Annotated in this window: 24 protein-coding genes and 1 tRNA gene; 8 read left to right on the top strand and 17 right to left on the bottom strand. The window is 42.0% G+C overall.

The window, feature by feature from the left end; genetic code table 11:
• Nucleotides 1–28 precede the first annotated feature (28 nt).
• Nucleotides 29–778, bottom strand: coding sequence for a LytTR family DNA-binding domain-containing protein (locus C0V77_RS17320; RefSeq protein ID WP_101727613.1), 750 nt, complete (start codon nucleotides 776–778; stop codon nucleotides 29–31).
• A gap of 359 nt (nucleotides 779–1,137) precedes the next feature.
• On the opposite strand from C0V77_RS17320, the gene C0V77_RS17315 reads away from it, so the two are divergent.
• Nucleotides 1,138–2,508, top strand: a complete 1,371-nt coding sequence (locus tag C0V77_RS17315; RefSeq protein WP_101727612.1) for a cytochrome ubiquinol oxidase subunit I — start codon at nucleotides 1,138–1,140, stop codon at nucleotides 2,506–2,508.
• Entirely contained in the window at nucleotides 2,509–3,543 is a 1,035-nt protein-coding gene (cydB, locus tag C0V77_RS17310; RefSeq protein ID WP_101727611.1) for a cytochrome d ubiquinol oxidase subunit II, read from the top strand.
• A gap of 87 nt (nucleotides 3,544–3,630) precedes the next feature.
• On the opposite strand, the gene C0V77_RS17305 is transcribed toward cydB, so the two are convergent.
• The 4 genes from C0V77_RS17305 to C0V77_RS17290 form a co-directional block, all read right to left on the bottom strand.
• A complete protein-coding gene (locus C0V77_RS17305; RefSeq protein ID WP_101727610.1) occupies nucleotides 3,631–4,104 on the bottom strand; it encodes a MarR family winged helix-turn-helix transcriptional regulator in 474 nt (157 codons plus the stop codon).
• Nucleotides 4,097–4,537 (bottom strand): EVE domain-containing protein, encoded by a 441-nt coding sequence (locus C0V77_RS17300; RefSeq protein WP_101727609.1) that lies wholly within the window; start codon nucleotides 4,535–4,537, stop codon nucleotides 4,097–4,099. The genes C0V77_RS17305 and C0V77_RS17300 overlap by 8 nt, the downstream gene beginning before the upstream one ends.
• The gene (locus C0V77_RS17295) at nucleotides 4,527–4,910 is read right to left on the bottom strand and encodes a VOC family protein (RefSeq protein ID WP_101727739.1); all 384 of its coding nucleotides are present in this window, start codon (nucleotides 4,908–4,910) and stop codon (nucleotides 4,527–4,529) included. The genes C0V77_RS17300 and C0V77_RS17295 overlap by 11 nt, the downstream gene beginning before the upstream one ends.
• Before the next feature lie 260 nt (nucleotides 4,911–5,170).
• Nucleotides 5,171–5,593, bottom strand: a complete 423-nt coding sequence (locus C0V77_RS17290; protein ID WP_101727608.1) for a helix-turn-helix domain-containing protein — start codon at nucleotides 5,591–5,593, stop codon at nucleotides 5,171–5,173.
• A gap of 136 nt (nucleotides 5,594–5,729) precedes the next feature.
• Here C0V77_RS17290 and C0V77_RS17285 point away from each other — a divergent pair, with 136 nt between their 5' ends.
• Entirely contained in the window at nucleotides 5,730–6,599 is an 870-nt protein-coding gene (locus C0V77_RS17285) for an SDR family oxidoreductase (protein WP_101727607.1), read from the top strand.
• Between the two features lie 348 nt (nucleotides 6,600–6,947).
• Here C0V77_RS17285 and C0V77_RS17280 read toward each other — a convergent pair.
• Nucleotides 6,948–7,019, bottom strand: a tRNA-Arg gene (locus C0V77_RS17280).
• Nucleotides 7,020–7,123: 104 nt separating this feature from the next.
• The gene (locus tag C0V77_RS17275; protein WP_101727606.1) at nucleotides 7,124–9,475 is read right to left on the bottom strand and encodes a family 20 glycosylhydrolase; all 2,352 of its coding nucleotides are present in this window, start codon (nucleotides 9,473–9,475) and stop codon (nucleotides 7,124–7,126) included.
• Between the two features lie 244 nt (nucleotides 9,476–9,719).
• On the opposite strand from C0V77_RS17275, the gene C0V77_RS17270 reads away from it, so the two are divergent.
• Complete coding sequence (locus C0V77_RS17270) at nucleotides 9,720–12,005, top strand: ATP-dependent helicase (protein WP_101727605.1); 2,286 nt, start codon at nucleotides 9,720–9,722, stop codon at nucleotides 12,003–12,005.
• A 62-nt stretch (nucleotides 12,006–12,067) separates the two neighbouring features.
• Here C0V77_RS17270 and C0V77_RS17265 read toward each other — a convergent pair whose 3' ends face one another.
• The 5 genes from C0V77_RS17265 to C0V77_RS17245 are packed head-to-tail and all read right to left on the bottom strand — an operon-like array spanning nucleotide 12,068 to nucleotide 14,501.
• The gene (locus C0V77_RS17265; protein WP_101727604.1) at nucleotides 12,068–12,457 is read right to left on the bottom strand and encodes a thiol-disulfide oxidoreductase DCC family protein; all 390 of its coding nucleotides are present in this window, start codon (nucleotides 12,455–12,457) and stop codon (nucleotides 12,068–12,070) included.
• Entirely contained in the window at nucleotides 12,454–12,906 is a 453-nt protein-coding gene (locus C0V77_RS17260) for a cytochrome c maturation protein CcmE (protein ID WP_101727603.1), read from the bottom strand. Before C0V77_RS17260 ends, C0V77_RS17265 begins: the two co-directional genes overlap by 4 nt.
• Nucleotides 12,903–13,109, bottom strand: coding sequence for a CcmD family protein (locus tag C0V77_RS17255; RefSeq protein WP_101727602.1), 207 nt, complete (start codon nucleotides 13,107–13,109; stop codon nucleotides 12,903–12,905). The genes C0V77_RS17260 and C0V77_RS17255 overlap by 4 nt, the downstream gene beginning before the upstream one ends.
• A gap of 33 nt (nucleotides 13,110–13,142) precedes the next feature.
• The gene (gene ccsA, locus C0V77_RS17250; protein ID WP_101727601.1) at nucleotides 13,143–13,805 is read right to left on the bottom strand and encodes a cytochrome c biogenesis protein CcsA; all 663 of its coding nucleotides are present in this window, start codon (nucleotides 13,803–13,805) and stop codon (nucleotides 13,143–13,145) included.
• A gap of 33 nt (nucleotides 13,806–13,838) precedes the next feature.
• Complete coding sequence (locus C0V77_RS17245; protein ID WP_101727600.1) at nucleotides 13,839–14,501, bottom strand: heme exporter protein CcmB; 663 nt, start codon at nucleotides 14,499–14,501, stop codon at nucleotides 13,839–13,841.
• A gap of 248 nt (nucleotides 14,502–14,749) precedes the next feature.
• On the opposite strand from C0V77_RS17245, the gene C0V77_RS17240 reads away from it, so the two are divergent.
• From C0V77_RS17240 to C0V77_RS17230, 3 genes are all read left to right on the top strand, one after another.
• Nucleotides 14,750–14,995 (top strand): FeoA family protein, encoded by a 246-nt coding sequence (locus C0V77_RS17240; RefSeq protein WP_101727599.1) that lies wholly within the window; start codon nucleotides 14,750–14,752, stop codon nucleotides 14,993–14,995.
• Nucleotides 14,996–15,032: 37 nt separating this feature from the next.
• Complete coding sequence (feoB, locus tag C0V77_RS17235) at nucleotides 15,033–17,141, top strand: ferrous iron transport protein B (RefSeq protein WP_101727598.1); 2,109 nt, start codon at nucleotides 15,033–15,035, stop codon at nucleotides 17,139–17,141.
• Between the two features lie 116 nt (nucleotides 17,142–17,257).
• Nucleotides 17,258–17,635 carry a co-chaperone GroES family protein gene (locus C0V77_RS17230; protein WP_101727597.1) on the top strand — a complete coding sequence of 126 codons (378 nt, stop codon included), beginning with the start codon at nucleotides 17,258–17,260 and terminating at the stop codon, nucleotides 17,633–17,635.
• Between the two features lie 63 nt (nucleotides 17,636–17,698).
• Here the strand turns inward: C0V77_RS17230 and C0V77_RS17225 are convergent, their stop codons facing one another.
• The 3 genes from C0V77_RS17225 to msrB all read right to left on the bottom strand — a co-directional run bounded on the left by C0V77_RS17225 (nucleotide 17,699) and on the right by msrB (nucleotide 20,753).
• Entirely contained in the window at nucleotides 17,699–19,342 is a 1,644-nt protein-coding gene (locus C0V77_RS17225) for a serine hydrolase (protein WP_101727596.1), read from the bottom strand.
• Nucleotides 19,343–19,411: 69 nt separating this feature from the next.
• Entirely contained in the window at nucleotides 19,412–20,221 is an 810-nt protein-coding gene (locus C0V77_RS17220) for an AraC family transcriptional regulator (protein WP_101727595.1), read from the bottom strand.
• Nucleotides 20,222–20,288: 67 nt separating this feature from the next.
• Nucleotides 20,289–20,753 (bottom strand): peptide-methionine (R)-S-oxide reductase MsrB, encoded by a 465-nt coding sequence (gene msrB / locus C0V77_RS17215; protein ID WP_216824446.1) that lies wholly within the window; start codon nucleotides 20,751–20,753, stop codon nucleotides 20,289–20,291.
• A gap of 303 nt (nucleotides 20,754–21,056) precedes the next feature.
• Here msrB and C0V77_RS17210 point away from each other — a divergent pair, with 303 nt between their 5' ends.
• Nucleotides 21,057–21,359 (top strand): PqqD family peptide modification chaperone, encoded by a 303-nt coding sequence (locus C0V77_RS17210; RefSeq protein WP_143706121.1) that lies wholly within the window; start codon nucleotides 21,057–21,059, stop codon nucleotides 21,357–21,359.
• A 150-nt stretch (nucleotides 21,360–21,509) separates the two neighbouring features.
• On the opposite strand, the gene C0V77_RS17205 is transcribed toward C0V77_RS17210, so the two are convergent.
• Nucleotides 21,510–22,559, bottom strand: a complete 1,050-nt coding sequence (locus C0V77_RS17205; protein ID WP_101727592.1) for a sugar phosphate isomerase/epimerase — start codon at nucleotides 22,557–22,559, stop codon at nucleotides 21,510–21,512.
• A gap of 41 nt (nucleotides 22,560–22,600) precedes the next feature.
• Complete coding sequence (locus C0V77_RS17200) at nucleotides 22,601–25,426, bottom strand: c-type cytochrome (protein WP_101727591.1); 2,826 nt, start codon at nucleotides 25,424–25,426, stop codon at nucleotides 22,601–22,603.
• Nucleotides 25,427–25,783 lie beyond the last annotated feature (357 nt).

The following is a 25,783-nucleotide window of genomic DNA, read 5'->3' as shown; positions in this document are numbered from 1 at the left end:
TTCTTTGGTTTTATTTGGTTTTGTTTTATTATCCTTCAATCCACCGCTTGAATTGTGCAGCATTTTCCTGACTGATACTCACCTCCGCTTTTGACAAGTGCATTAATTCTATGGCAATCTTGCCTTTAAATGAGGGCTTGAAGCTCTTTATCGCATCAATGCTGACAATGAACTTGCGGTTAGCCCTGAAAAACTGCCTGCCTGATAATTCTAATTCAAGTTCGCTCAGGTTTTTTTCTACAATGTATCTTTCTCCGGTTTTGTCAATCAAAAAAACTACTCGCGCCTCGGTATAAATAAAGGCAATATCAATAGCAGGCATTACATAATAATTTGTCCCTTTTTTAACAATCAGCCTTTCTTTAGCTGAGTTAACGTTGTTGTTACTTAGGGCTTCATTATTTCTGACCTGCATTACAAAATGCTTGCGGAACGCCTCGTATTTATCCAGAATCCTGACTAACTCTGCCTTTTCAATGGGTTTTCGTAGATAATCAATGGCTTGATATGGCATGGCCTGAGACAAATACCTGTCATAAGCCGACATAAACACGACCGGGAAGCCCGGGTTTATTTCCTGAAAAACCTCAAAACTTAGTCCGTCTGCCAGTTCAACCTCAAAAAAACCAATACTCACACCATCGTTAACGGCCAGCCAGGCCAGTGTTTCCTGAACACTACGGCAATGGCTAAGTGTAGACATAGGGTAATATTCTGCTAGCGTATCTGCTATCAGTTTAAAATTATCCTCCGTTTTTTCTACTATAAGAATTGTCATCGGCTATTTCGGGGTCAGGATTTCCACTTTCAGGCAGTGTATCCCGGCGTTGGCGAAAAAAAATTTGCGTTGCAAAATTAAGGAGAACAAATTAGAATAACGCTGATGGCCGCATTTCACTGAATACTTAAGGCTGTAATAGTGGTTTGTTGAAAAATAGAAGAACATGGCGCGAGGTAAATTAATAGCTTGAATATTACCATTGCTTACCTCACAATCTTCTAAAACAAATCAAAAGCCATTAAAATTCTGTTATTCTGAGGTTTTTGGGCTACCGGCCTCCTTTACAGAAATAAAGTATTTTTTTCTTGGTTCCTATTCATCTGGCATTGAAATTAGCTACATCTAACACGTGGTTTATGAATACCGAACTACTTTCGCGAATACAGTTTGCATTTACTGTAGCATTTCACTACATATATCCTCCTTTAAGTATTGGCTTAGGCGTTGTAATGGTAATTATGGAAGGCCTATATTTAAGAACCGGCAAGCCTGTTTATGAGCACATGACGCGGTTCTGGATAAAAATATTTGCCCTTATTTTTGGCATAGGCGTGGCTACCGGCATAGTAATGGAATTTGAGTTTGGCACCAACTGGGCGGTTTATTCGCGTTATGTGGGTGATATTTTTGGGAGCGCACTGGCAGCAGAGGGCATTTTTGCCTTTGCACTGGAGTCTGGCTTTCTGGGGATACTTATCTTTGGCTGGAACAGGGTTAGTCCGAGAGTCCATTTTTTTGCCACTTTAATGGTGGCGCTAGGCTCCATGTTTTCGGCTATCTGGATTGTAGTGGCCAACTCATGGCAGCAAACCCCTGCTGGCTATAGAATAGAAGGCGAAGGTATGAAAGCCCGGGCCGTAATAACCAATTTTTGGGAAATGGTTTTTAATCCGTCAAGCATAGACAGGCTTTCGCACGTAATCATCGGGGCATTTCTGGCTGGTTCGTTTCTGGTGTTGAGTGTTAACGCTTATTACATTTTGCGCGGCAGGCATTTGCAGATTGCCAAACCGGGCTTTAAAATTGCACTGGTGGTTGCTACAGTTGCTTCCTTATTGCAATTATTCACGGGCCATCATTCGGCAAACGGGGTGGCCAAAAATCAACCTGCAAAACTGGCAGCTTTTGAAGGCCATTATGATTCTCTGTCAGTGGCCGATATGTATCTGGCGGGGTGGGTAAATAACAAAAAGCAGCAGGTATCAGGCATCAGCATTCCTGCCGGATTAAGCTATCTGATACATCAGGATACCAACAAACCGGTTAAAGGCCTTAATGCCTTCAAAAAAGAAGACCGCCCTTCGGCTGTTAATTTTGTATTTCAGACCTACCATCTGATGGTAACCATTGGGATGATACTCATTGGGCTTACACTATTAGCCACTTTTCTGTGGTGGCGGGGCAAGTTGTTTCAGCATAAATGGTTACTGCATATTTTTGCCTGGTCTGTTTTATTACCGCAAATAGCCAATCAGGTGGGTTGGTATTCGGCAGAAGTAGGCCGGCAACCCTGGGTAGTGTATAATTTACTACGGACCTCAGACGCGCTTTCGCAATCGCTAAAAGCTGAGCAGGTCATGTTCTCTCTTATATTATTTACATTGGTTTATGCCCTGTTGTTTGTTTTGTTTTTGTATCTGCTCAATAAAAAAATAAAGCATGGCCCCGAAGAAAACGATGAACTGATGCCTGAATTTTCTAAACGAGATAACCCGATTTTAAAGTAGATGGAAACGATATTAGGACTTAATCCGGCCACATGGTGGTTTTTAGTAGTTGGTGGGGTTTTCAGCGGATACGCCATTCTGGATGGTTTTGATTTAGGCGCCGGAGCCTTGCACTTGTTTTTTAACAAAGAAGAAAGCCGCCGTAAGGCACTCAATGCCATTGGCCCCGTGTGGGATGGAAACGAGGTCTGGCTGGTTATTGGCGGAGGAGCCCTGTTTGCGGGCTTCCCTGTTGTATATGCCACTATTTTATCTGCTTTTTATGAGCCATTTATGATATTTCTTGTAATGCTTATTTTCAGGGCAATATCTATAGAGTTCAGGTCTAAGGAAAGTATGCGGTGGTGGAGAAACCTTTGGGACATCAGTTATTGTGTTTCCAGCATTGTGCTGGCTCTTTCTTTGGGTCTTATATTGGGTAATATTATACAAGGCCTGCCACTAGACCAGAACTACGTTTATAAAGGCACTCTGGGCGATTTTTTTAACCCCTACTCCATTCTGGTTGCTTTTACTACCCTTGCTTTGTTTATGATGCATGGCGCCATTTATCTGGTTATGAAAACCGAAAACAGGCTATATGCCAAGCTGACTATACTGGTAAAAAACACTACAATATTTTTTGTGCTGATGTTTGCCGTTACTTCAGTTGTTACTTTGCTTTATGTGCCACACATGGCACATCGTTATCAGGAGGTACCCTATATGTTTGCGTTCCCGATACTGGCTATTTTAGCCGTGGCTAATATTACACGACAGATTTCACGGCGAAAATATATGTACGCCTTCTTGTCGTCGGCATTTGTAACAGCCATGCTGATGGTATTGGTAGCGGTTGGCTTATTTCCTAACATCATTTTATCAAGTATCAACGCGGCCTATAGCATCACGGTTCATAATGGTTCTTCAACTGATAAATCTCTGAAAATAATGCTTTTATTTGCCTTGATAGGCGTACCACTGGTAGCCACTTATACTGGCTTTGTGTTCTGGACTTTCAGAGGAAAAGTGAAGCTGGATGAGACAAGTTATTGATAAGGGACGTTACCGGAAATTGAATACTTCGCGTGGTGCGAAGTTTTGACATTGTAAGTACATACCGCCGGTAACGTCAAAACCTAATTAGTGGCTTTTATTTTGCTCATTATTCATTTCAATAAGTTGTACCATGTTTTTATTGAATGAAGCTAGTTCAATACCTAACGGAGCAAAAAAGGCTAAATCAGCATTTTCTATCTCAATAATCGCTTTCTGCAAAACCACTTCACCATCTGATGTCAATCGAATTGTTTTTGCCCTTGTGTCGGTTTCATGCGCCTGCCGTGTTATAAACTGCTTGTCTTCTAATGTACGCAGGACTTTCGACACCATCATTCTGTCGGCATTACTTTGGTTGGCAATGTCTATTTGTGTTACCGACTTACTTTTTTTTGAAAGCCACCCTAATGTGGCCAACAACACAAATTGTGTCTGCGTCAGGTCTAAAGGGTCTAATACCTTTTTTAGCTTCCGTTGCCAAAGCATAGTTACCTGACCTAGCAAATAACCCGGGCTATCATTGGGACTTTTAAAGTGAAATTCAATTTCTTTAGACATGATGATGTTGAAGCATTTGTGATGAAATCAGATTAAAATCATGCTGGTTAATTTCAAAGAATCCAAATCTGAACGGATACCCCCAGCTTTTTTTGTTCTGAATAAAATCTAAATCATTTATTAAAGGAAGAATTGAAGTGTCTTGGCACTCAGAAAACTCAATGTTGCGTCTGGCAGCACAAAAGTCTTCAGAAACCTGAAACTGATAGGTTTCATCATCTATTACAATTCCTAATGCTGTAAACTGCTGGCATTTATCGGGTTTTCCAAAAGTTTGTTTGCCTGAATAATAAATTACAAAATCTCCTTTCTTCATTCTCTTTAATGGTGCAGCCTTTCCGTGGCAGGCTTGTGCAATTCCATCGGCAATGCCTCGTTTTACGTGGTCTTTTGATGCCACAATTACCCAGTATTTTACCTTTCTATTTGCCATTGTTAATAATTTTAGTTTCTTCTAAAAACGTAATAAAGTAGCCGTCCGGGTCTGTAACTATTAGAGTTTTACCGAAAGGAGTGTTGTTTATAGTGCCTACGATTGCTACTCCTTTATGGGCCAGTCGGCTTTGAAATGCTTCGATTTTCTCATCAATTGCAAACCAAAGAGACACACCAACGCCCAGTTCTTTTCCGTCTAAATTTCCAATGGGTTTTCTGATCGCAAAACTTGCATCGCCTTTGTTGTATCTGAAAACATAAGCCCCCGGATTAGTCATTTCCAATAACTCAAACCCTAAATAGTCGGTGTAAAAGACTTTTGAGGCTTCTAAATCTCTAACCTGAAGAGATGCAAAATTTAATTTTCTCATTGCGCTTATTTTTGTTGTCGCAAATATAATATACGCGACAACAATAAGCTTGTTTTTTTTTTCTGCTGCAAACAGAAAAATATTATCTGAATACAACAGCTTAGTAAAACACGAAAGCCTTCAAAACTGCTGATTTTGAAGGCTTTCGTATTTTTGACAGTATTGTGTTTTCGCGGCAGAGTTGGTATTCCTCTCTTACAAAAGAGCCAAAAATGGCTTTTAAAGAAAATAGACAAAGCAATTTATAAACAAGCCCGCAGCTAATTAACCTTATCGTCCTTGCAGAGCTTCTCCATAATATTTTTCAGAAATTTCGGTTTGTTCTTTTTTACTTCTTTCAAAAAAGGTGAAGATTCAGTAGAGCTAGACAAATATTTATCACCCCAAAGAGCTATTTCAATTAAAGCAGGTATCAAATCAACACCTTTTGGGCTAAGTTTATAAAGGCCTTTTACCTTATTGTCCGGATATGGCAATTTTACGATTATCCCATTCTCCTCCAATATCTGTAATCTATTCGCTAATATATTGGTTGCTATTTTTTCTTCAGACTTTGTAAAATCACCATAAGTTCGGGTTTCATAAAGCATTAATTCTCTTACAATTAAGAGCGACCATCTGTCTCCGAAAATATCTAATGATAAACTGATTGGGCAATCGGAGCGCCTTTCATTTGATTTCATACATTCTATCTTTTCACTTGCATATTGAAAGTAATTATATAACTTTGCACTTGCAAATTAAAAGTAATATTTTCGCTTTACACTTGCAAATAGAAAGCAAACTTAATCATTTAAATTAAAAAAAAGATATTACGTTATGGCAAAAATACTTGTAACAGGGGCAACAGGAGTAATTGGAAAACGTACGGTTGAACACCTGCTAAAAAAAGGAGTTCCTGCAAGCCAGATTATCGGGCTCTCACGAAAAAAAGAAGGGCTGGAAGACTTAGCTGCCGAAGGCATAGAGGTTCGTTCTGGCGATTATTTTGATTATGATTCGTTACTGCGTGCATTTGAAGGTGTTGATAAAGTAATGCTTACAAGTGCGGTGGCTTTCACAGACCGGTCTACCCAACATTATAATGCCATTACGGCTGCCCGCCAGGCTGGTGTTAAGCACGTAGTGTATATGTCAATCATGCGTAAAGAAGGTTCAGGACGTGTTATGCAGGGAATTACAGAATCAGACCTTTTTACAGAGCAGCTACTCAAATCTTCAGGGCTTGATTATACTATTGTATACCACCCGCCTTTTCTGGACCTTTTATCGTTCTACTATGGTTCCAATGCTTATGAAAATGGAATACAAGTACCTACAGACCATGGGAAAATGGCACCAGCCACAAGAGATGAATTGGCAGAGGCGCATGCAGAAATATTGTCTGCACCGGGACACGAAAACAAAACCTATTCATTAGGTGGCAGTGATTCTGTTTCGTTTTCTGACATTGCCAAAATACTTGCAGAAATAAAAGCGCAACCTGTTCCTTTCACCACCATTACAGTAGAAGAATATATTGAGGCGATTGTTTCCAAGGGAGTCCCTCGTAATGTTGCTGAATTTTTAACTGGTTGGGTAGAGGCAATTGAAGGAGGCGAATTTGAATATCAATCAGGTGATTTAGAACGCTTATTAGGTAGAAAGACAAAAACTTTCAGACAATACATAGAATCAACATTAGCTTAGATTTGTGAAGGTCTAAAACAAACAAAGTGGCTGAGAATTTATCTTCTAGCCACTTTGTTTTAATGCAATATTGATTTGACAAGTGACCTCGCCGGGAATCGAAGACTGCGCGTCCCGGCAAACGTTGCGCGCCCGCATCTAAAGTTCAGAAAACTTCTATTTTATGAAGAGTGACCTCGCCGGGAATCGAAGACTGCGCGTCCCGGCAAACGTTGCGCGCCCGAATCTAAAGTTCAGAAAACTTCTATTTTATGAAGAGTGACCTCGCCGGGAATCGAAGACTGCGCGTCCCGCCCGCATCTAAAGTTTAAGAAAATTCTATTGTGGGACGTTCGCTCATTTGACAAGTGACCTCGCCGGGAATCGAACCCGGATCTAAAGTTTAGGAAACTTCTATTCTATCCGTTGAACTACGTGGTCTTATAATTTACGAAGATGGTTCAGTATTGAGCCATCTTCGTACTTTCTTGAATACAAATTTCAGCATTTTTTTGTTTCAAAACACTAAAATTATTCAAAAACATCTATTCAATTGCAATTTCATCAACAAATAACCATGCCGGATTACCGTGCCCCGGGTGGTTTTCGGGTAGTTTTCCATAGTTTCTGGCAAACACCCTTACGTATCTGGCTTTCTTGCCATTGGCTGCTACACCAATTTGTTGAACCGCCCGGCTTTGTTCGTCAGTATTTCCCATAGTTATTTTCTGTAAGCTGGTAAATGTTTTACCGTCGTTGGAAACCGACACTTCCGCTTCTTTTGGCAGCATAATCCATGAGGCACTGGCTCTCAGAAAAGCAAATGAAATTTTATTCAGAGTTGTTGGCTGGCCCAGATCAATGGTTAAATCCAGATCTTTTCCTTCAAAACCAATCCAGGTGGCACTGTTGGCCGCTTCGCCTTTTACACCGTTTGTCAGGCCGTAGGTTTCACCACCTGTATAGTTTTTAGGTTGGTTCACCAAAGTATATTTGCGCCCTGTAGCTTTATTAATGTAAAAATATTTGGTAAGCACCTTGCCAAGACGTTCGCCTTTTTGAGAAAACGCCGCAGCACTGATGCTGCCATCCTGGGTAATCACCACTCCGGATGGTTGATATTGGAGCGATTGGGCAGTAGGTTCAGAGTTATCTAAAGTATATCTGATTATTGCCTCTTTATCGGCCGATTTCAATTTTACAACCACCTGCTTTTTTTCATTCATTGCCGATGAGGCCGAAATATCATAATAACTTCTGGCATAATTAACACCCAGGTATTTCAATCGCTCAAAATGTGTTTTCAATCGGGCAGTGAAATCCTCATAATCTTTCAGGCGGGCCGATGTCCACCCTATTTCAGCAATGGCACAAGCCCTGGGGTAAACCATGTACTCAACATATTCAGGTGTTTGCATATATTCGGTCCATACGTTAGCCTGCACACCCAGAATATGCTTTGCCTGTTCTGGTGTTAGCGACTTCGGTGTAGGCTCATAAGAATAAACCTTGTCTAAAGGCAAATATCCGCCAATGGCCAACGGCTCAGTTGTAGGGTCTGACTGGTAATAATCAAGATAACAAAAGCCGGTAGGCGTCATAATGGCGTCATGGTTTTGCTGGGCAGCAGCCGTTCCTCCTTCTACTCCGCGCCAAGACATAATGGTAGCATTGGGCGATATCCCTCCTTCCAGAATCTCATCCCACCCTATTATTTTCTTGCCTTTTGCTGTCAGGAATTTATCAAAATGCTTAATAAAATAGCTTTGCAATTCATGCTCGTCTTTCAGACCCTCTTTCTTCATCAGGTCCTGACAAAACTGACTTTGTTTCCAGGCAGTTTTCGGGCATTCGTCACCACCTATATGTACATATTCGCCCGGGAACAACGCTATTACTTCTGTCAGAACATCTTCCAGAAAACTAAAGGTTTTTTCGCTCGGACAGAAAACATCATCATGCACGCCCCATATTCCGGTTACTTCATAAGGTGTACCTTTCAATGATTTTGCTGTGCAGCCCAGTTCAGGATATGAAGCCAATGCTGCCAATGCATGGCCGGGCATTTCAATTTCAGGAATAATGGTTATGAATTTCTTTTTTGCATAGGCCACCACATCTTTAATCTCTTCCTGGGTATAAAAACCGCCATGAGGTGTACCATCAAACTTCCCGTCGGTATAGTGGCCTTTCATACTTTCTTTACGCTTCGAACCAATTTCGGTTAGTTTCGGATACTTCTTAATCTCAATTCTCCAGCCCTGGTCGTCGGTTAAATGCCAGTGAAAACGGTTCATTTTATGCAAAGCCAGTAAATCTATATAACGCTTTACGAAAGATGCCGGAAAGAAATGGCGGCTTACATCCAGCATACTTCCGCGGTGTTTATATCGCGGGCGGTCGAAAACGGTGCAGCCGGGTACTGTCCACTTCACATCTTTAGTAAGGGTGCTGCTGAAAATTTGAGGGGGCAACAATTGTAAAAGGCTTTGCAAGGCATAAAACTCCCCCTGGCTGGATGCCCCCGCCAGTATAATCCCTTTGGCATCAGTTTTCAGAATATAATCTTCGTTGCCCAGCATTTTGTTATATACCTGCTCTTTGAAAGGAGCAAACACAATAGCCTTATGGGTAGGAATCAGGTTATCCGGCACATCTGCTTCTTCAATTTTCAGATTTACCCCGCCTGCTTCTGTTAAGCGCTCTGCCAGCATTTCTGCCAAAAGGCGTTGCTCTGAGCCCCCCTTCGGAATAATGATTCTGGTTTGGGCATCAATCACAAATGTACCGTTCACGGGAGTTAATTCCAGAGGCTTTGGTATTATGGCATATTTGTTTTGCGCAATAGCTGAAAACGAGAGCATAAGCAGCCATAAGTAGCCTGATATTTTTTTCATACAAACTGATTGTTTTATTTATTTCCTGACAAAAATAGTTCTTATTGATGAAAAACTGCCTTAAAATGGCATTTTTTGAAATGTATGACTATCTTGGTTTTCAGTGTACGTATCGCAAAAAGCAATTAACCTGCTACTAATGAAACCGATACATACCACATGCAACGAACAACAGAAAAAAAATGATACAGATTTATAGCCACGATATAGCTATATTTGCACCAAATTTAATGAATTTGATTCCGTGCAGAACCAGAACAATTATTTAGACAAACTTAACCCACCCCAACGAGAAGCCGTAACTTACCGCGAAGGCCCCCTGATGATTATTGCAGGTGCAGGCTCTGGTAAAACACGTGTGCTTACCTACCGCATTGCCTGGTTGATTGAGCAGGGGGTTGACCCTTTCAATATTCTTTCTTTAACGTTTACCAATAAGGCGGCCGGTGAAATGCGACACCGGATTGAGCAGATTATTGGCAATGATGCCAAAAATCTGTGGATGGGTACTTTTCACTCAATTTTTGCAAAAATACTACGCTTTGAAGGTAAAAGGCTGGGATACACTTCAGATTTCACCATTTATGATACTGACGATTCTAAATCTCTGATAAGAACGATTATTAAAGAAATGGGCCTTGACGATAAAACCTATCGCCCAAACTACGTGCTGAATCGTATTTCTAACGCTAAAAATGCGCTGGTATCCTGGGAGGCTTATGCCAACAACCCCATTTACATGGAAGACGACAAAGCTGCCAAAATGCCTGAAATCGGCCGTTTGTACAAAACGTATCAGCTGCGTTGCTTTCAGGCCAATGCCATGGACTTTGACGATTTACTGTTTAATACCAACGTTCTTTTCCGTGACCACCTGGATATTCTGAACAAATACCAGCACAAGTTTAAGCATGTATTGGTTGATGAGTTTCAGGATACCAACGTATCGCAGTACCTGATTACCAAAAAACTTTCGGCCGTACATCAGAATATTTGCGTTGTGGGCGATGACGCCCAGAGTATCTATGCCTTTCGTGGAGCCAATATTCAGAATATTCTGAATTTTAAAACCGACTACCCGGAATTGCACGTTGTAAAACTGGAGCAGAACTACCGTTCTACCAAAACGATTGTAAGTGCGGCCAATTCGGTTATTGCCCGTAATAAAGAGCAGCTGGAGAAAAATGTTTTTACAGATAACGAAGAAGGCCCGAAGATTGAGGTAATCAAGGCGGCGTCAGACAACGAAGAGGCAAGGCTCATTGCCACCAGTATTTTTGAAGCCAAAAATAATGATGGCTTAAAAAATACCGAGTTTTCGATATTGTATCGTACCAATGCGCAATCTAGGGCATTTGAAGAGGCCCTGCGGAAAATCAACATCAAATACCGCATTGTGGGCGGGCTTTCTTTTTATCAGCGCAAAGAGATTAAAGATTTACTGTCCTATCTAAGATTTACCGTAAATCAGAATGACGAAGAAGCCTTTAAGCGTATCATTAATTTACCCAAAAGAGGAATTGGTGACACCACCGTAGCCAAAATAGTAGTAACTGCAGCCGAGAATAACCGCTCGGTTTGGGAGGTGGTAAGCAGTATTAATCAATACGTGGCAGGGCGCGCCGCACAGGCTATTGACGACTTCGCCACTCTGATTAAGAGTTTCAAACTTATGATAGAAGAAGGCAAAGATGCCCACACGGTGGCGTCTTATATTGCCAAAACATCGGGCATTTTGCGTGAATTATATGAAGATAAAACTGTAGAGGGCTTATCTCGCTACGAAAACGTACAGGAGTTATTAAACTCTGTAAAACAGTTTGTTGACAACCCTGAAAACGAAGAAAAGACCTTAAGCGCCTTTTTGCAGACGGTTACGTTAATGACATCGGCCGATCAGGAAGACGAAGACGGCGATACAGACCGGGTAACCCTAATGACTATCCACGGAGCCAAAGGTCTGGAATTTAAATATGTTTACATTGTGGGTTTGGAAGAGAACCTCTTTCCGTCGCAGATGATGCTGCAGAACCGCAGTGATCTGGAGGAAGAGCGCCGCTTGTTTTACGTGGCTATTACCCGCGCAGAAAAGAAACTGACACTGAGCTACGCCGAAACCCGGTATAATTACGGCCGATTGAATTATTGTGAACCCAGCCGTTTTCTGGAAGAAATAGACAAACGTTTTTTGCAGATGTCTAAAAGCCGCACAGTTACTTATGAGTCAACGCAAGCCAAAGCTGACAGGCCCACCTCTACGTTATCGTTTGCTAAAAAAGAAAGTGTTATATCTAATCTGAAACCTGTTCAGAAGGCGGTTCCACCACCACAACATACACCGTCCGGCGATTTCGCGCCAAGTGATACCAGCAACCTGAAAGAAGGTGATAAAGTAGAACACCCAAAATTCGGGTTTGGAACAGTGAAGAAAATGGATGTAAACGGGTCAGACAGAAAAGCGACAATTGTATTTGAGGGGCAGGGAGAAAAAACTTTACTACTGAGTTTCGCCAAGTTGAGAATCCTGTAATTTCTGGTTTTTATGATGATACTGTAACGAATATGCCCGACCTTTTGGCCGGGCATATTCGTTTATAAAAATCTAGCTCTTAATTCAGGTGTGGGTAATCTACAACTATCACTTCTGCCCATTAGTTTATATCTGTTCCTGGCTACGAGGTCATAAATAGCATCTCTTATAAAGCCTGGCACAATTTTAAAGACATAGAACAACTTCCAGAGCCCGTCCATGTGCCAGGCTATTTCCAGTGCTGCATCAGATTTCTGATAGATTTTCCCGTCTTTTTCCAGTACAACACTGTTAGGTTCAATTTGACTATCAATCTGATGATGTTTCAGAATCCCCTGACCTATCTCCGACTGCAATGCGGCAAATCTAAAAACACCGCTTGCGTCTCTATCAATTATAAAATTGATGGTGGCATTACAAAAATTACATACACCATCAAATAGAATAATCATGGTTTTGTCATAGAAACCGCAGGCTTACTTTCTTCTGCCTGCAACTCGTTATTATTGTATTTAGACGGGCACTTCAGCAATATCTGGTCTGCACGGAATACCTTGTTTTGTAAATCCATACTACCCACTACTACCACTTTCTCCGACTTATCCAGGTCTTGTGGTTTTGGCTGGTTATAAATTACTTTTTCTTCCCGGTTCAACGAATCAATCATCGTAAACTGAAAACTGTTCGGGTCAGCTACCGGGTCATATATCATGCCTACAATTTTACCCTGGCTGTCTTTTTTTAAAGTACCCACAACGTGTATCGACTTATTATTGCCTTCTTTGGCCAAAGATTCAGCCTCGCTGAAACCTACATAAGTACTGGCGTCGCCTACTGTAGAAATAATGATTCCAACGGCTATCGCAATTACTCCGAGAGCGATAATATGTGATTTTTTCATAGACCTTTTTCTATTTTACTAATTTTTCTATCTAACAAAACCAGATATGTAATAATTCCTGCAAGCACTAAGCTAATTACAGCAACAACCACCCAAATTTTACCATCGGCACGCATTTTATCGGCCATTTCTACCTCCTGCTGCGCAAAAAGGTTGGTCGAAAACAGCAGAGTCATCATTACCAGCGCTAATATTCTTTTCATATACAATTATGTTTTACAAATACAATTTTACTTTTATTGTTCAGTCTTCAACCGCTTAATAACTCTCAGTCTGATTCTCAGGCTTGTCATCCATACGCCCAGGAGTGTCCAGCCGATAATAGCTGGGTAAAACACCATTCTCACGCTGTTATCCATGTCATACTTACCAAAGGCTGGGTTCCCCCCGTTGCCCGGGTGCAATGAGTCTGTCATTCGTGGTAATATCCATACCAAAGGCATAAAGGCCGCAAAGGCAAAAATATTGTACACGGCCGACAACCGGCCTCTTTTTTGGTCGTCATCAAAAGAGCTTCTTAATACAAAATAGGCAGAGTAAATAAGCAGGCCCACCTCAACGGCAATAATTTTCGGATCTTTGGGTATCGGGTCTCCCCAGGTATAGTTACCCCACAATGCCCCTGTCAGAAAGCCTAAAATGCCATACAATATGGCAGTATTAGCAAACTCAGACGAATATTCGTCATCCTGTACATTCCCGTTTCTTAGATATTTAACAGCAAACCATACTGAGGCTGCCATGAGGGTCATCATACCAAACCACAGAGGCACATGAAAATAAACATTCCTCAAAGTCTCGTTCACAATAGGCTGGCGTGGTATTTTGCCCACAAGCCCTTGTATAACCGTGTAGAACAAAAGCACTACACATAAAATTTTCCACCACAATTTTCTCATAAATCTATCAAAACATTATCAAATTCAAACCTGTCAGCTTCTCCACAAATACGGAAAAAGCAAGTAACTAATGCTCAACACTATGGCATCAATAGCCAGTAAAATGGCTATTTCATCATAGCTTGTCTCCCAGCCCAGACCATCCATCGCACTTTTCGACAACTTGATAACCATCATCAGCATGGGCAAAATAATCGGGAAACTCAGAATAGCCATCAGCGTTGAGGTATTCTCGGCCTTTGAGGCAATACCAGCTACCATAGTAAGCGTAGTAGCAAAGCCGATGGCCCCCAGTGCAAGACAAACCATATACATCGGCATGTTCATAACCGGATTACCCATCATAACAAGGTATATCAGAAAACCCAGTAACGACAGCACCAGCATCAACATGGTGTTGTAAATAATTTTAGACAGGATGATGCTCTGTGGGCTGGCCAACGTATAATAATAGAGTTGGCGCCCGGCGCCCTCTTGCGTGAAACTCTTGGTGATTGAGTTAACCGCCGAAAACAGCAGGATTATCCATAACAGGGTGTTCCAGGTAATGGGTTCTATCTCGTTTACTTTCAGCTTAAAGCTCATATAACAAACAAAAATTGTACTGATAATATACAAAAGCATACCGTTAAGGGCATATTTCTGGCGCCATTCTAAACGTATTTCTTTTTCTATCAGTGCTTTTATTTCTTGCATGTACCCGTACCAATAATTACAGATGTGGTGTTATCGTTATGCAAATGTACTATGCAAACGCTTAGCATTTTATGATTTTTGTTACTTTTTTCAATAATGCGCCAATTAAAAAAGTATTAATTGCAAGTATTAATACCGCTCTATGGGTGCTTAGGCCTTACCCCGTACAGAGTATGCTAAAAATCATTTTTTTTTGCGAACAAAAACTGTTAAACTTGCGTTCTATTTAAAATAATTCTAAATAAGTAATGGTGAAGTTTTCAGAAAAAACCGTTGCAGACCTAAACATTGGAGAGAAAGGAATCATTAATGGCTTCAGAGACCCCTCTATGTCATTAAAATTACTGGAGATGGGTTGTCTGCCTGGTACTGAGGTTACCCTTGATTTTATTGCTCCGTTAGGCTGCCCTGTTGGCATCAGAGTTGCTGGTTACCATCTATCTCTCCGTAAAAAAGAAGCGGCAACCATTATGTTAAAACCCAGTCAGGCATAAGTACGCTGGCCTGATGTACTAAATTATTGGATGTAAGGTGAAAGATAAAAAAGTTGTTGCGCTCCTGGGGAATCCTAATGCGGGTAAATCTTCTCTTTTTAATCAGCTGACCGGACTTCGCCAGAAAATCGGAAATTTCCCGGGTGTTACGGTTGATAAAAAAGTGGGTTTTTGCCGGTTAGATTCCAAAACCGATATTGAAATTCTTGATTTACCGGGTACCTACAGCATTTACCCCAATTCGCTCGACGAACAGGTAGTACTAGAAGTACTGGCTAACCCTGACCACCCCGAATTCCCGGATGTGGCCGTTGTGGTTGCCGACGCTTCTAACCTGAAACGCAATATGCTGCTTTTTGAGCAGGTGAGCGACCTTGGAATTCCGACAATACTGGCACTGAATATGCTGGATGTGGCCGATGAAATGGGCATATCAATCAATTCGGGCAAACTATCTAAAATTCTGGGTGTACCGGTGGTAGAACTAAACGCCCGCCAGGGTATAGGTATTGAAGGGCTGAAATACACCATCTTAAACCAGCTGGAAGTAAAACGGATACATGCTAATTTGCCTGTCTTTGATGAAAAGTCTGAAACCATAGCTGCAGAGGTGCGCAAAAAATATAATGTTTCTAACAAGTACCTTGCTCTACAATACGCGGCGCAATCGCCTAAGATGATGTTTCTCGGAGCTGAAACGCAGAAAGACCTGCAAAACCTGGTTCTGAGATATGATTTCAATGCAGACGAATTCCAGTCATCAGAAACCATCAATCGGTACCATGATATAAGCGGAACCCTCTCACAGGTAATAGATGAAACCGGCGAACTGAAAGAAACGGTTTCAGAAAAAATTGATAAAATTCTATTGCATAAAATCTGGGGATACGTCATTTTTCTCAGCATTCTTTTCCTCATATTCCAGTCGGTCTTTTCGTTTGCAGAATACCCTATGGACATGATTGACCAGGGAGTAGCCGGCCTTAATGATTGGCTGAAATCAGTTCTGCCTCAAAGCACGCTGGTAAGCCTGCTCACCGACGGCCTGATAGCGGGTGTAGGCGGTGTGGTTATTTTTATTCCGCAAATTGCTTTTCTGTTTGCTTTTATATCTATTCTTGAGGAGTCTGGCTACATGGCTCGTGTGGTAGTACTGATGGATAAACTCATCCGCCGCTTTGGTATGAGCGGCAAATCAGTAGTGCCATTAATATCCAGTTTGGCCTGTGCGGTTCCTGCTATTATGTCGGCCAGAACCATCGGCAGCTGGAAAGACCGCCTCATTACCATTATGGTTACACCATTAATGAGCTGCTCGGCCAGGCTACCAATCTATACTATACTGATAGCGCTGGTTGTGCCAGATACCAAAGTGCTGGGCATATTTAACCTGCAGGGTATAGCATTGATGGGCCTTTATCTGCTGGGCTTTTTCTCGGCGCTTATTGCCGGTTGGATAATGAAGCTGATTCTGAAATCTAAAGAGAGAAGTTACTTCATTATGGAACTGCCTACCTATAAAATGCCCCGATGGAAACAGGTAGGATTCATGATTCTTGAAAAAGTTAAAACCTTTGTTTTTGAAGCCGGGAAAGTTATTGTTGCCATTTCAATTGTGCTTTGGGTTTTGGCATCTTATGGCCCCGGCGATGAAATGACTCAGGCTGAGCAACAGGTAATTGCCAACAACCCTACCGTACCACAAGAAGACCTGGCCTCAAAAATAGCATCTGTACGCCTTGAGAACTCTTATGCCGGCCATTTCGGTAAGTTTATTGAACCTGCCATTGCCCCGCTGGGCTATGATTGGAAAATAGGCATTGCCCTCATTACTTCTTTTGCCGCGCGCGAGGTATTTGTAGGTACCGTTTCTACTATTTATAGCATAGGCGCCGACCCTGACGATGAATCTACTATTAAAGAGAGGCTCCGCAATGAAATTAACACCAATACCGGGCAACCTGCGTTTTCAGTAGCCACTTCTTTTTCATTGCTTATATTTTACGTATTTGCCATGATGTGCATGAGTACCATTGCTACTGTATACCGCGAAACCAAAGGTTGGAAATGGCCGCTTATTCAGTTAGGTTACATGTCGGTACTGGCTTATGTAGCTGCGCTGGTTGTGTATCAGGTGCTGAAGTAAACCTTTTTATCTGCTTAAACGTTTGTTACCTACTACCGGCATGAAAAGCAGGCAATTGCCAGGCTTTATTACGGTATTTTCTACTAATTTTGTGCTTCTATATTTATTAACGACTTATGATTGGCGTAACTGCAGATAACAAATTAAAAAGACTGATTGTCGTAGGCGACAAAGTATTGGTAAAGCCCAAAAATCCGGCAGATAAAACAAATACTGGTTTATACCTGCCCCCAACCGTAACAGAAAAAGAAGAGGTGCAGTCTGGCTATATTATAAAAGTAGGGCCGGGATATCCCTTACCACAACAAAGCGAAGACGAACCCTGGAAAGAAACTGAAGAAAAAGTAAAGTATATGCCATTGCAGGCACAAGAAGGCGACCTGGCCATTTACCTGCAAAGACATGCCATTGAGGTAATGTATGAAGGTGAAAGATACGTAATTCTGCCGCAGGCCTCTATCTTGATGCTGGAAAGATTTGAAGACTTAGGGTGATTACTTATAGATTTATAACGAGGAAAGTCGGGGAGCACCCGACTTTCCTCGTTTCCGGTTGTTTCATTTCAACACAGCCGGGAGTATGTATTCTTGCATCATTTTATCAACCTGCGGGTGCGCATAAGGCCTGCCGTATGCTTTGGCTGTAATAACAATGGTGAGTGGTATGTTCTGAAAAACATAAATCTTGTTACCTCCATTGCCGGTACAATAAAATGTCTCATAGCTTTTGCCATTCACAACATAGGTTTTATTCCAGAACAAATAGCCGTAGTATTCATTGGTTCTACCGGGAATCGGCAGGTACTTTGTAAAAGTTTTAGCAACCCATTCTTTGGGAAGTATCTGCTTGCCCTTGTAAACGCCCTTGTTTCGGTACAATTCGCCATATCTGGCAAAATCTAATGCCGACAAACGCAAACCACCTGCCGTATTGGCCACATGCTGTGGTGTAAATTGCCACTCGTAATTTTTAATGCCAAGTGGTTTAAAAAGTTTTGTGTCGGCATATTTCTGTAAGCCCCCCGGTACCGATTGATGCAGTATATCCCCCAGCACAACTACCCCGGCCGTAAAATAATCCCATTGTTTGCCATTGGCTTTGCCTTTATCCATCGGCAAATCAAGCGCAAATTTCACCCAGTTGGCAGTAGGATACATATTTTCTTCATTACCCGGCGAATCGCTGTTGTTGTCAGAGGCATCAAACGCAGAACTCATGCTCAATAAATCACTAATTTTTACACTGTCTTTACCCGGGCTGTAATTGGCAAACTGTTTTAAATTATAAAAGCTTTTCAGGGTTTCTGATTCACTTTTGATGTATCCGTCATGAATGGCTATGCCAGTCATGGTAGAAGCAAAAGACTTCCCGACCGACCGGGGGTTATGCAATGTGGTTCGTTCTTCTTTATTGAAATATTCTTCCAATAAAAGTTTCCCCTCTTTTATCACCACAATTCCGGTAATCTCTTTAAATTTATTGAGATGAATATTCTTATTCAGGTCTTCTATCTTTTGTTTGTCGATAGCGGCGTTAGAAATCTGCCAACCAGAATTAGGTTGAATGGGCTGTACCTCAGTCTGCTCTTTAGTTAACACCGGCGTTTTTATAATCAGTTTCAGCTCGCCCTGAGCTATTAAATCACCAACCTTTATTTCGCCTGTGTTTATGTACGGGCGCATTTCAAGCCTGAACTGGTGATCTCCTTCAGTAAGTGCTGTTTCGCCGCCATTCATCATAAACCGGTTAAACATATACACCGCCCACCAGTCTTCACCTGAAGAAGTTGTTAGTGGCACTCTGAACGTAGTAGTGGTACTCTTCCGGAGGCCCGCACCATGATGCAGGTTTTCTTTATAAATGAGCCTGCCAACAACATAAAAAGAGAACTGATAGTTTCCCTTTTTATTGAGTTCTTCTTCACTGAGCCCGGGTGCCAGCTGGTGCAGATAATTGGTGATAGAATTGGCCAGAAAAGGCCTGATGTTTAAATCGCTGACGGGCTTTAACTCAAAACTGGTCAGGAAGTCACTATCCTTATACACGTCTAGCGGAATGTTGCCATTCATGAAAGTAATGCGCCCTATGTTAGCCTGGTGCAAGGCATTAACCATACCATCGGTTTTAACCAAATCTGAGCTTTGCCCGTTTGCTGTTAAATAAAAAAGAGGTAGTAATAAAATCAGTGATAGCTTTTTCATAGTTCAATTTGTTAAAAGCACAAAGATACACTAAACCTGCGCCCTGAAATAGAACAGAATTAACATGTCTCAGCCGAAAAGCACACGGCGATGAGCCAAAGGGGTAACGTCATTTACAGCTTTGAAACAACGGGCAAAATGGCTTTGGTCTGCAAAGCCGCATTCATAAGTAATATCGGTGAGAGATTTGTTTTTTTGCGCCAGAAGCGACAGGGCCTTTTCAACTTTCAGTTTTCTGATGTATTCGCCCAGCCGGCAATGAAAGTACTTTGGGAAGTCTCTGGAAAGATGAACAGGATGGATACCGAGTTGATGTGCCAGCTCAGACAGGCTCAGATTCTCGGAGACATTGTCATGCAGTAATTCTCTGAGCCTTATTACCCAAATAGGATTACCATGCAATGCTGTTTGTTGGTCCTGATGCATTTTGCTCAGTAATTCAAGCAGAATAGTCTGCACGCTCAATTCGGTAGTGATGTCGGTCAATTTAGATTCCCTGAAAATCTTATAAAGCAGTATTTTCAAATCGGGGTTTAAGACATGAATACTACCGGTAAGATGATTGATGTCGAAATCAAGATGCCTGAACCAATCATGCGCCAGTTCAACATGAAAGCCCCGGGTGAAGCCCGGTGGTTTAATATTATAGTGTGGCTCTTGCCAATGATGAAACAACAGGCTTCCTGCCTCGCAGTTATACACTTCCTTCTTATTTCCTTCTAACACATTGCCTTGCAGTATAAAAGTAAAATAGGCGTTTTCATGGTAATGCCAGTCTACTTTATCCTGCGTGTATTCGGTATCGGTAAGCGTAACACCCCCCATATTAACAGTCTGGTTGGTTTGCCCATGAAATTGACCTGTGCGCAGTTGCCTCATTTTATAATAAATAAAAGACTCTTCTTACCGAAAAGCCCTTATTGAATCTATTTCTTACAATCTTGTTTTACAATTGTGATTTATCATCAGGGATAAAATCGAGCGCAATGGAGTTCATACAATAACGTTTGCCGGTTGGCTCAGGGCCATCATCAAAAATATGACCCAAGTGGCCGTTGCAACGCCCGCATAGCGTTTCTATACGATGCATACCGTGTGTAAAATCGTCTTTGAATACTATGCTTTTTTTATCGTCCTGCTGAAAAAAGCTGGGCCAGCCACACATACTGGCAAATTTGGCATCAGAACGAAACAACTTATTGCCGCAAGAAGCACAATGATAAGTACCCTTGCCTGTGTAGTTCCAGAATTTACCGGTAAATGGGCGCTCGGTATCTTTCTCACGCATGATAGCATATACATCAGGCGGCAAAACTTTTTTCCATTCAACATCGCTCACTTGCAAAGGCTCTTTGCTGGTCAGCGAATAATAGGGGTTCCCCTTTTTCTCTTGTTCTACTTGCGTTGACATACTTTTATGTTGAGATTTATTCTGACAACTGGCCAGTGCCGGAATAGTACATAAGACTATCAGCAAGCCAAATAATTTATTTTTTTCTAGTGAAATCATATTTTTTTATGCAGGGCTAAAGTTTACAGATAATTATCAATAAAACACTATCTGGCAGGTAAATGTTCAACTGAATGCACTAAATTACTACAACCACCCTGCAGCAGCAGCGGCCTTTGGTTCGATAAATAGCTTTCGGCTTTTAATGTGGTTTTTTACTATATAAGGGCTATATTTGCAGACTTAAAACAATACATTTTTACAGTGCAAACTTCAACCTTTACAATTGAGAATCTTCAGACAAAAGTTAACCGTAATGACGAAGCATTTATGGTTTCCGGTTTGGGAGATGAGGCAGTTATGATGAATCTGGCAACCGGAGATTTCCTTGGCCTTAACCCTGTTGCAGCCGATATATGGGAGCTAACTGCCCAGCAGGTAACTATTGAATATCTGATTGAACAACTGCTTGAGAAATACGATATTGATGCCGAAGTGTGTACTACTGAAACCCTGGCGTATCTGCAAGAGATGCAAAAAGAGAATATGCTTATTATAGCAGGCTAATAAAATTTATAACTTATGTGCTAACGCTCCTGAAATTGCCATCATAATTCTGTCAGGAGCTTCGCTAAGGCAAAAGGTAAGCAGCTACATAACAGGTCTCCTACATTTTTCAGAAACGCAAGAGACCCATTATTTTAAAAATCATACTGATTAGCTCAATGAATTTTTACAAAACTCAAGGCATTTTTTTACCTCAGCTACCGGAGTTGAACCTTCGGGCACTTTGTATTCAAGCTCAATAGTTGCCGGGAATTTGTACTTATTGACCCTTATCAGATTCAATGCCTCTTTAATTGGCGTATCTCCTTGCCCCCATACTACATTCCCTTTGCCGTGCGCTGGTGTCTGGCGGTCTTTAATATGCATGCTTACGATCCGGTCATGCTTTTGCTTGATGATATCGAGGGGGTTCGGATTCCCTGCGGCAACAAAATGCCCCAAATCGAGGTTGAGCGAATTGGCAGGCGACTGCGCCAAAGCGGTATCCCAGAAAGTATAGGTTTGCTGCTCATGTCCATGATACCCCACTTTTACACCAACCTTTTGTGCAATGGTACCCAGTTTAAGCGTATGCTCGTCGTTCGATGGATGTTCGAGCGTTACCTGATTAGCGCCTAAGGCCTTGGCAGCGCGCATACCAAACTCGATTTCGGCATCTGTATTATTACGACCAAAGGCATTCGGTTTGAAGCCGTAGATACTTACACCTGCTTTTTTATATATTTTGCCCAGTTCTTCAAATTTGGTCATTGATGCGTTTTGTCTCCATTTGGCAACCTCTTGATTGTAAGATTTCATCTGCGCTTCTCCGTCTTCCAGTTTCTTTTTTTCTTCTTCTGTAAGTTCCTGCTTCTCGTTTCTTTTTCTCATCAACGGAAAAAGAGAACGCATATCAAGGCTGCTCTTGGGTTTTCCTGCATAAATTTCGGCAGGGTCGCCCATCAATTCTATGGCACTTACACCCGTTTCTAAAACATATTGCAGAATTGCCTCAGCACTTTGGTCTGGCATTTCTCTGAAAGAGTAGGTAATTACACCAATCTGCACTCCGTTTATTAATGAATTAGGACCGAAAAGATTTTTGATATAGGCAGGCGCTCCGAAAATTGGGCTGCTTGCCAATACTGAACCCGACACCAGGGCAGCGGTGGTACCTAGAAACTGTCGGCGAGATACTGAGGGATTGTTTGATTTTTCCATTGAATAATTACTTTTCCTTGATATATTACAAAAATGAATCCTTAATTGAGTTCAAAAATTTTCAGCTGTTTCATGGTCCAGGGTATGTCGTCTTCGGTGCCTTCAAGCCCCTGTTCGAGTTTTATTCTGATAAACTTCGCCTTTCTGGGGTTCAAAGCAATGATATTATCACCATCATTCCCTTTACCTGCTACCAGATTGGACTGCCAGTTGACCCCGTCTGATGAGGTTTCTACGTTATAAACTCTGGGGTGGGTTTGCACCATTGGCCTTTGCCCGAAAGGTGTATTGGGTTTGGGTACCCAACCTTTCTTAACCATAGCGGCCGAATTAAACTGTATTTCGCTCACGGCTGTTTCAGCAGGAAACTCTATCTGGTACCACATACCTTTCTCTTGTTTTACACCTGTTGACCAACCTTCATAGGTAAATGCAGTAGTTGGCGAAACATTACCGCCTATACGGGTAGAGGCCGTATTGCTGGCAGTTACTTTCCATCCCTCACGTTGTTGTAATTCGCGCGGTACTGACTGTATCAGGCTTGCGTATTGGTACATACCTGCCTGCCCGGCTGTTTTTTGTCTGATTTTAGCTACTGCATCGGCCGAAATCAAAGAAGCATCGTTCGAAAGCCCGTTTCTTATGAAAGAAATTACATCAGCTACCCACTCATCAGACTGTTCTTTCATACTGGCCATCATTCCGCCCGCATAGGTTTTACCTTCTATGGCGCCTTCCATGCCATGTAACACTACTCTTACCGCATATTCAGGATGTGCCTGTATTCTTGCTGAACCCGCCAGAGCAGGTGCCAGCAATTTGCCGTCTCCTGCCGGGGTACCCATGCCATTATTACCATGGCACTGAGAACACAATTCGTTGTAGATAACCGCCCCCCGGCTCAGTGATTCCTGCTGGCTTTTGCTTAATTCGGCAACCCCCAAGCCGCTTCGGGGTTTTATAGGGGCAATAATCTGGTCTGCCACCAGTTTTACTCCGGTTGCCTTGTTTTTAGCCAAGGTGGCTTTAATGTTGTTTTCCAGTTCAGGAAGTTTCAGAAACTTTGCGCTCAGCATGGCCTGAATTGCCACATCAGCATTTGCATCATTCAAGGCAGCCTTAAAATTGGCTTCCAGGTCTTTTTCACCGTTTTTATAGAGTGTTTCCCCGGCTCTCATGGCTTGTATCCTGATACGCGGATTACTGTCATTAAACAATTTCTGTACGGTTTCTTTCTTCAGCGCGTTCAGGCCTTCTAACGCCCAGATGGCGTGTATTCTTGCCAGAACGTTAGGGCTACCCAAAGCCATTTTCTCTAAAGCAGGCGCTACTGAAGCGTCTTTTCTTAACACAATCTGTTGCTGGGCGGCATCTCGCCACCAGCCGTTGGGGTGCTCCAGGTGCTTTACTAATGCTGATGTTTTTTCGTTCAGCATTTTAGGTTTGGTTTTGTTGCGCTCTTTGCCCTCATAGGTAATACGCCAGATACGCCCTAACCCTACCACTTTGTCTAACTGGTATTGCTCTATTTTTGTACGCAGGTAGGTCCCTCTTTGTGTCCACTGTCCTTCCTGAATAATGCCATGATACATATCTACTATATACATGGTGCCGTCAGGAGCAGTTGCCATGTCAACAGGTCTGAAAAGCGGGTCTGTTGAACGTAAAAACTCTGATTGTTGGTCCTGATACACATTATGCAGGGTTGTTAAACCATCTTTTACAACCGGATTAATCTGGCGGACAATCCTTGCCACAGGTTCTCCATAAAAATACTGGCCTTTCAATGATTCGGGCAGACGGTCGCCACGATACACGTCGTTTCCGGCTGAACCCGTTACGCGCTTCAATGAGCCATCCGGCTGGCGGATTTCATCCATCCCACCCTGCATATCAGCTATTTTAATTGCAGCGCCATACGGTATATCAAAGCCTTTGGCAAATTCGCCCGGCACTTCAAAATTGCCATAATGTATCGGAAACTGAAAATAAGAAGGTAAACCACTGGCACCACCCTGAAACCACAGTTTGCCGTCGTCGTCATGGGTTATACCCCATTGGGCGCGGTTAAATCCGGTTTTTTCACGAATCACACCACCCGGCGTTTCACGTACCCTGAACGCGTTAACCGTGCTGTAAAGCCAGTTGTCCATGCCCCAGTACATAAAAGCCTGCTGATGCTCCACATTACCCGAACGCCCATATTTATTAGTAAAAAGCTCTTTTTTATCAGCTTTACCGTCGCCATCTGTGTCGGTATACTTATAGACATTGTCGGCGTCAGACTCCATCGTTAAAACACAGTCTTTGCCGTAAGGTAACACAAACCGGGGAAAAATCAGGTTATCAACAAAAGTAGTACCTGTTTCATAAACTCCGTCGTTGTCTTTGTCTTCCCATCTCGAAATCCGGCTGGTGGGTTCCAGTTCGTCTTTAGAATCGGCGTTGAGCATATAAGACCGTAACTCTAACACATACATGCGGCCGTTGCCGTCAAATGCAATGGCTCCGGGTTGCTGAATGGCCGGCTCTGTTAGAATCGGCTCAATCTTGTAACCAGGAGGCAATAGAAAATGCTTTGCTTCTTCTGAAGCATAAAGCGGCTTAACAGGCTGTTTTTCTTCCAAATCTATTCCTTTCCAATCATCACCTTCCGGGTCTGCTCCTGCTGGCAGTGTACTTTTAGGCAGACTGGCTGAAAAAGATTTAATCACATCCTGCACAAAGTCTTGCTGAGTTTCGGTGGTTGAAGATACCTGACTTTGCAAGGGTTGTTTTACTTTGCATGAGCTAATGATATACAGACAAGCAGCAATCAGCAGGCAGGTTTTCAATACTCCGTGATGGCTATTCTTAGATACTTTCATTTTTTTATTTGAAAAATAATATATTTCAATAAAAATAATGCTTTGTAGAGCATCTAACCAAAGAAATCGACAAATTGCCCAATTAAAACGGCAAATCAGCATTTTAAGGAATATCTGTTCGCTTACGCTAGGTTTTCAGGTGCTTATCTGCCGTAAACTGTCTTGAAATGGAGGTGTGGCCGAAGCCTTTAATTGTATGACGCAAATTGAGGGTTTGTTAGTCATAATGTGCTTAAAAGGAACGAAGTTTTAAAGAAATGCCAGCCGAATTTGGTACATTTTAAATAAAAAACAACCAAAAAACTTATATCTTAAAAACTTCTGCTTTTTTTTGAGAGGTTTTCAAATCATATTTGT

The organism is Emticicia sp. TH156 (genome assembly GCF_002855535.1).
GTDB lineage: Bacteria > Bacteroidota > Bacteroidia > Cytophagales > Spirosomataceae > Emticicia > Emticicia fluvialis.
This window is presented reverse-complemented; position numbering and strand designations above follow the sequence as displayed.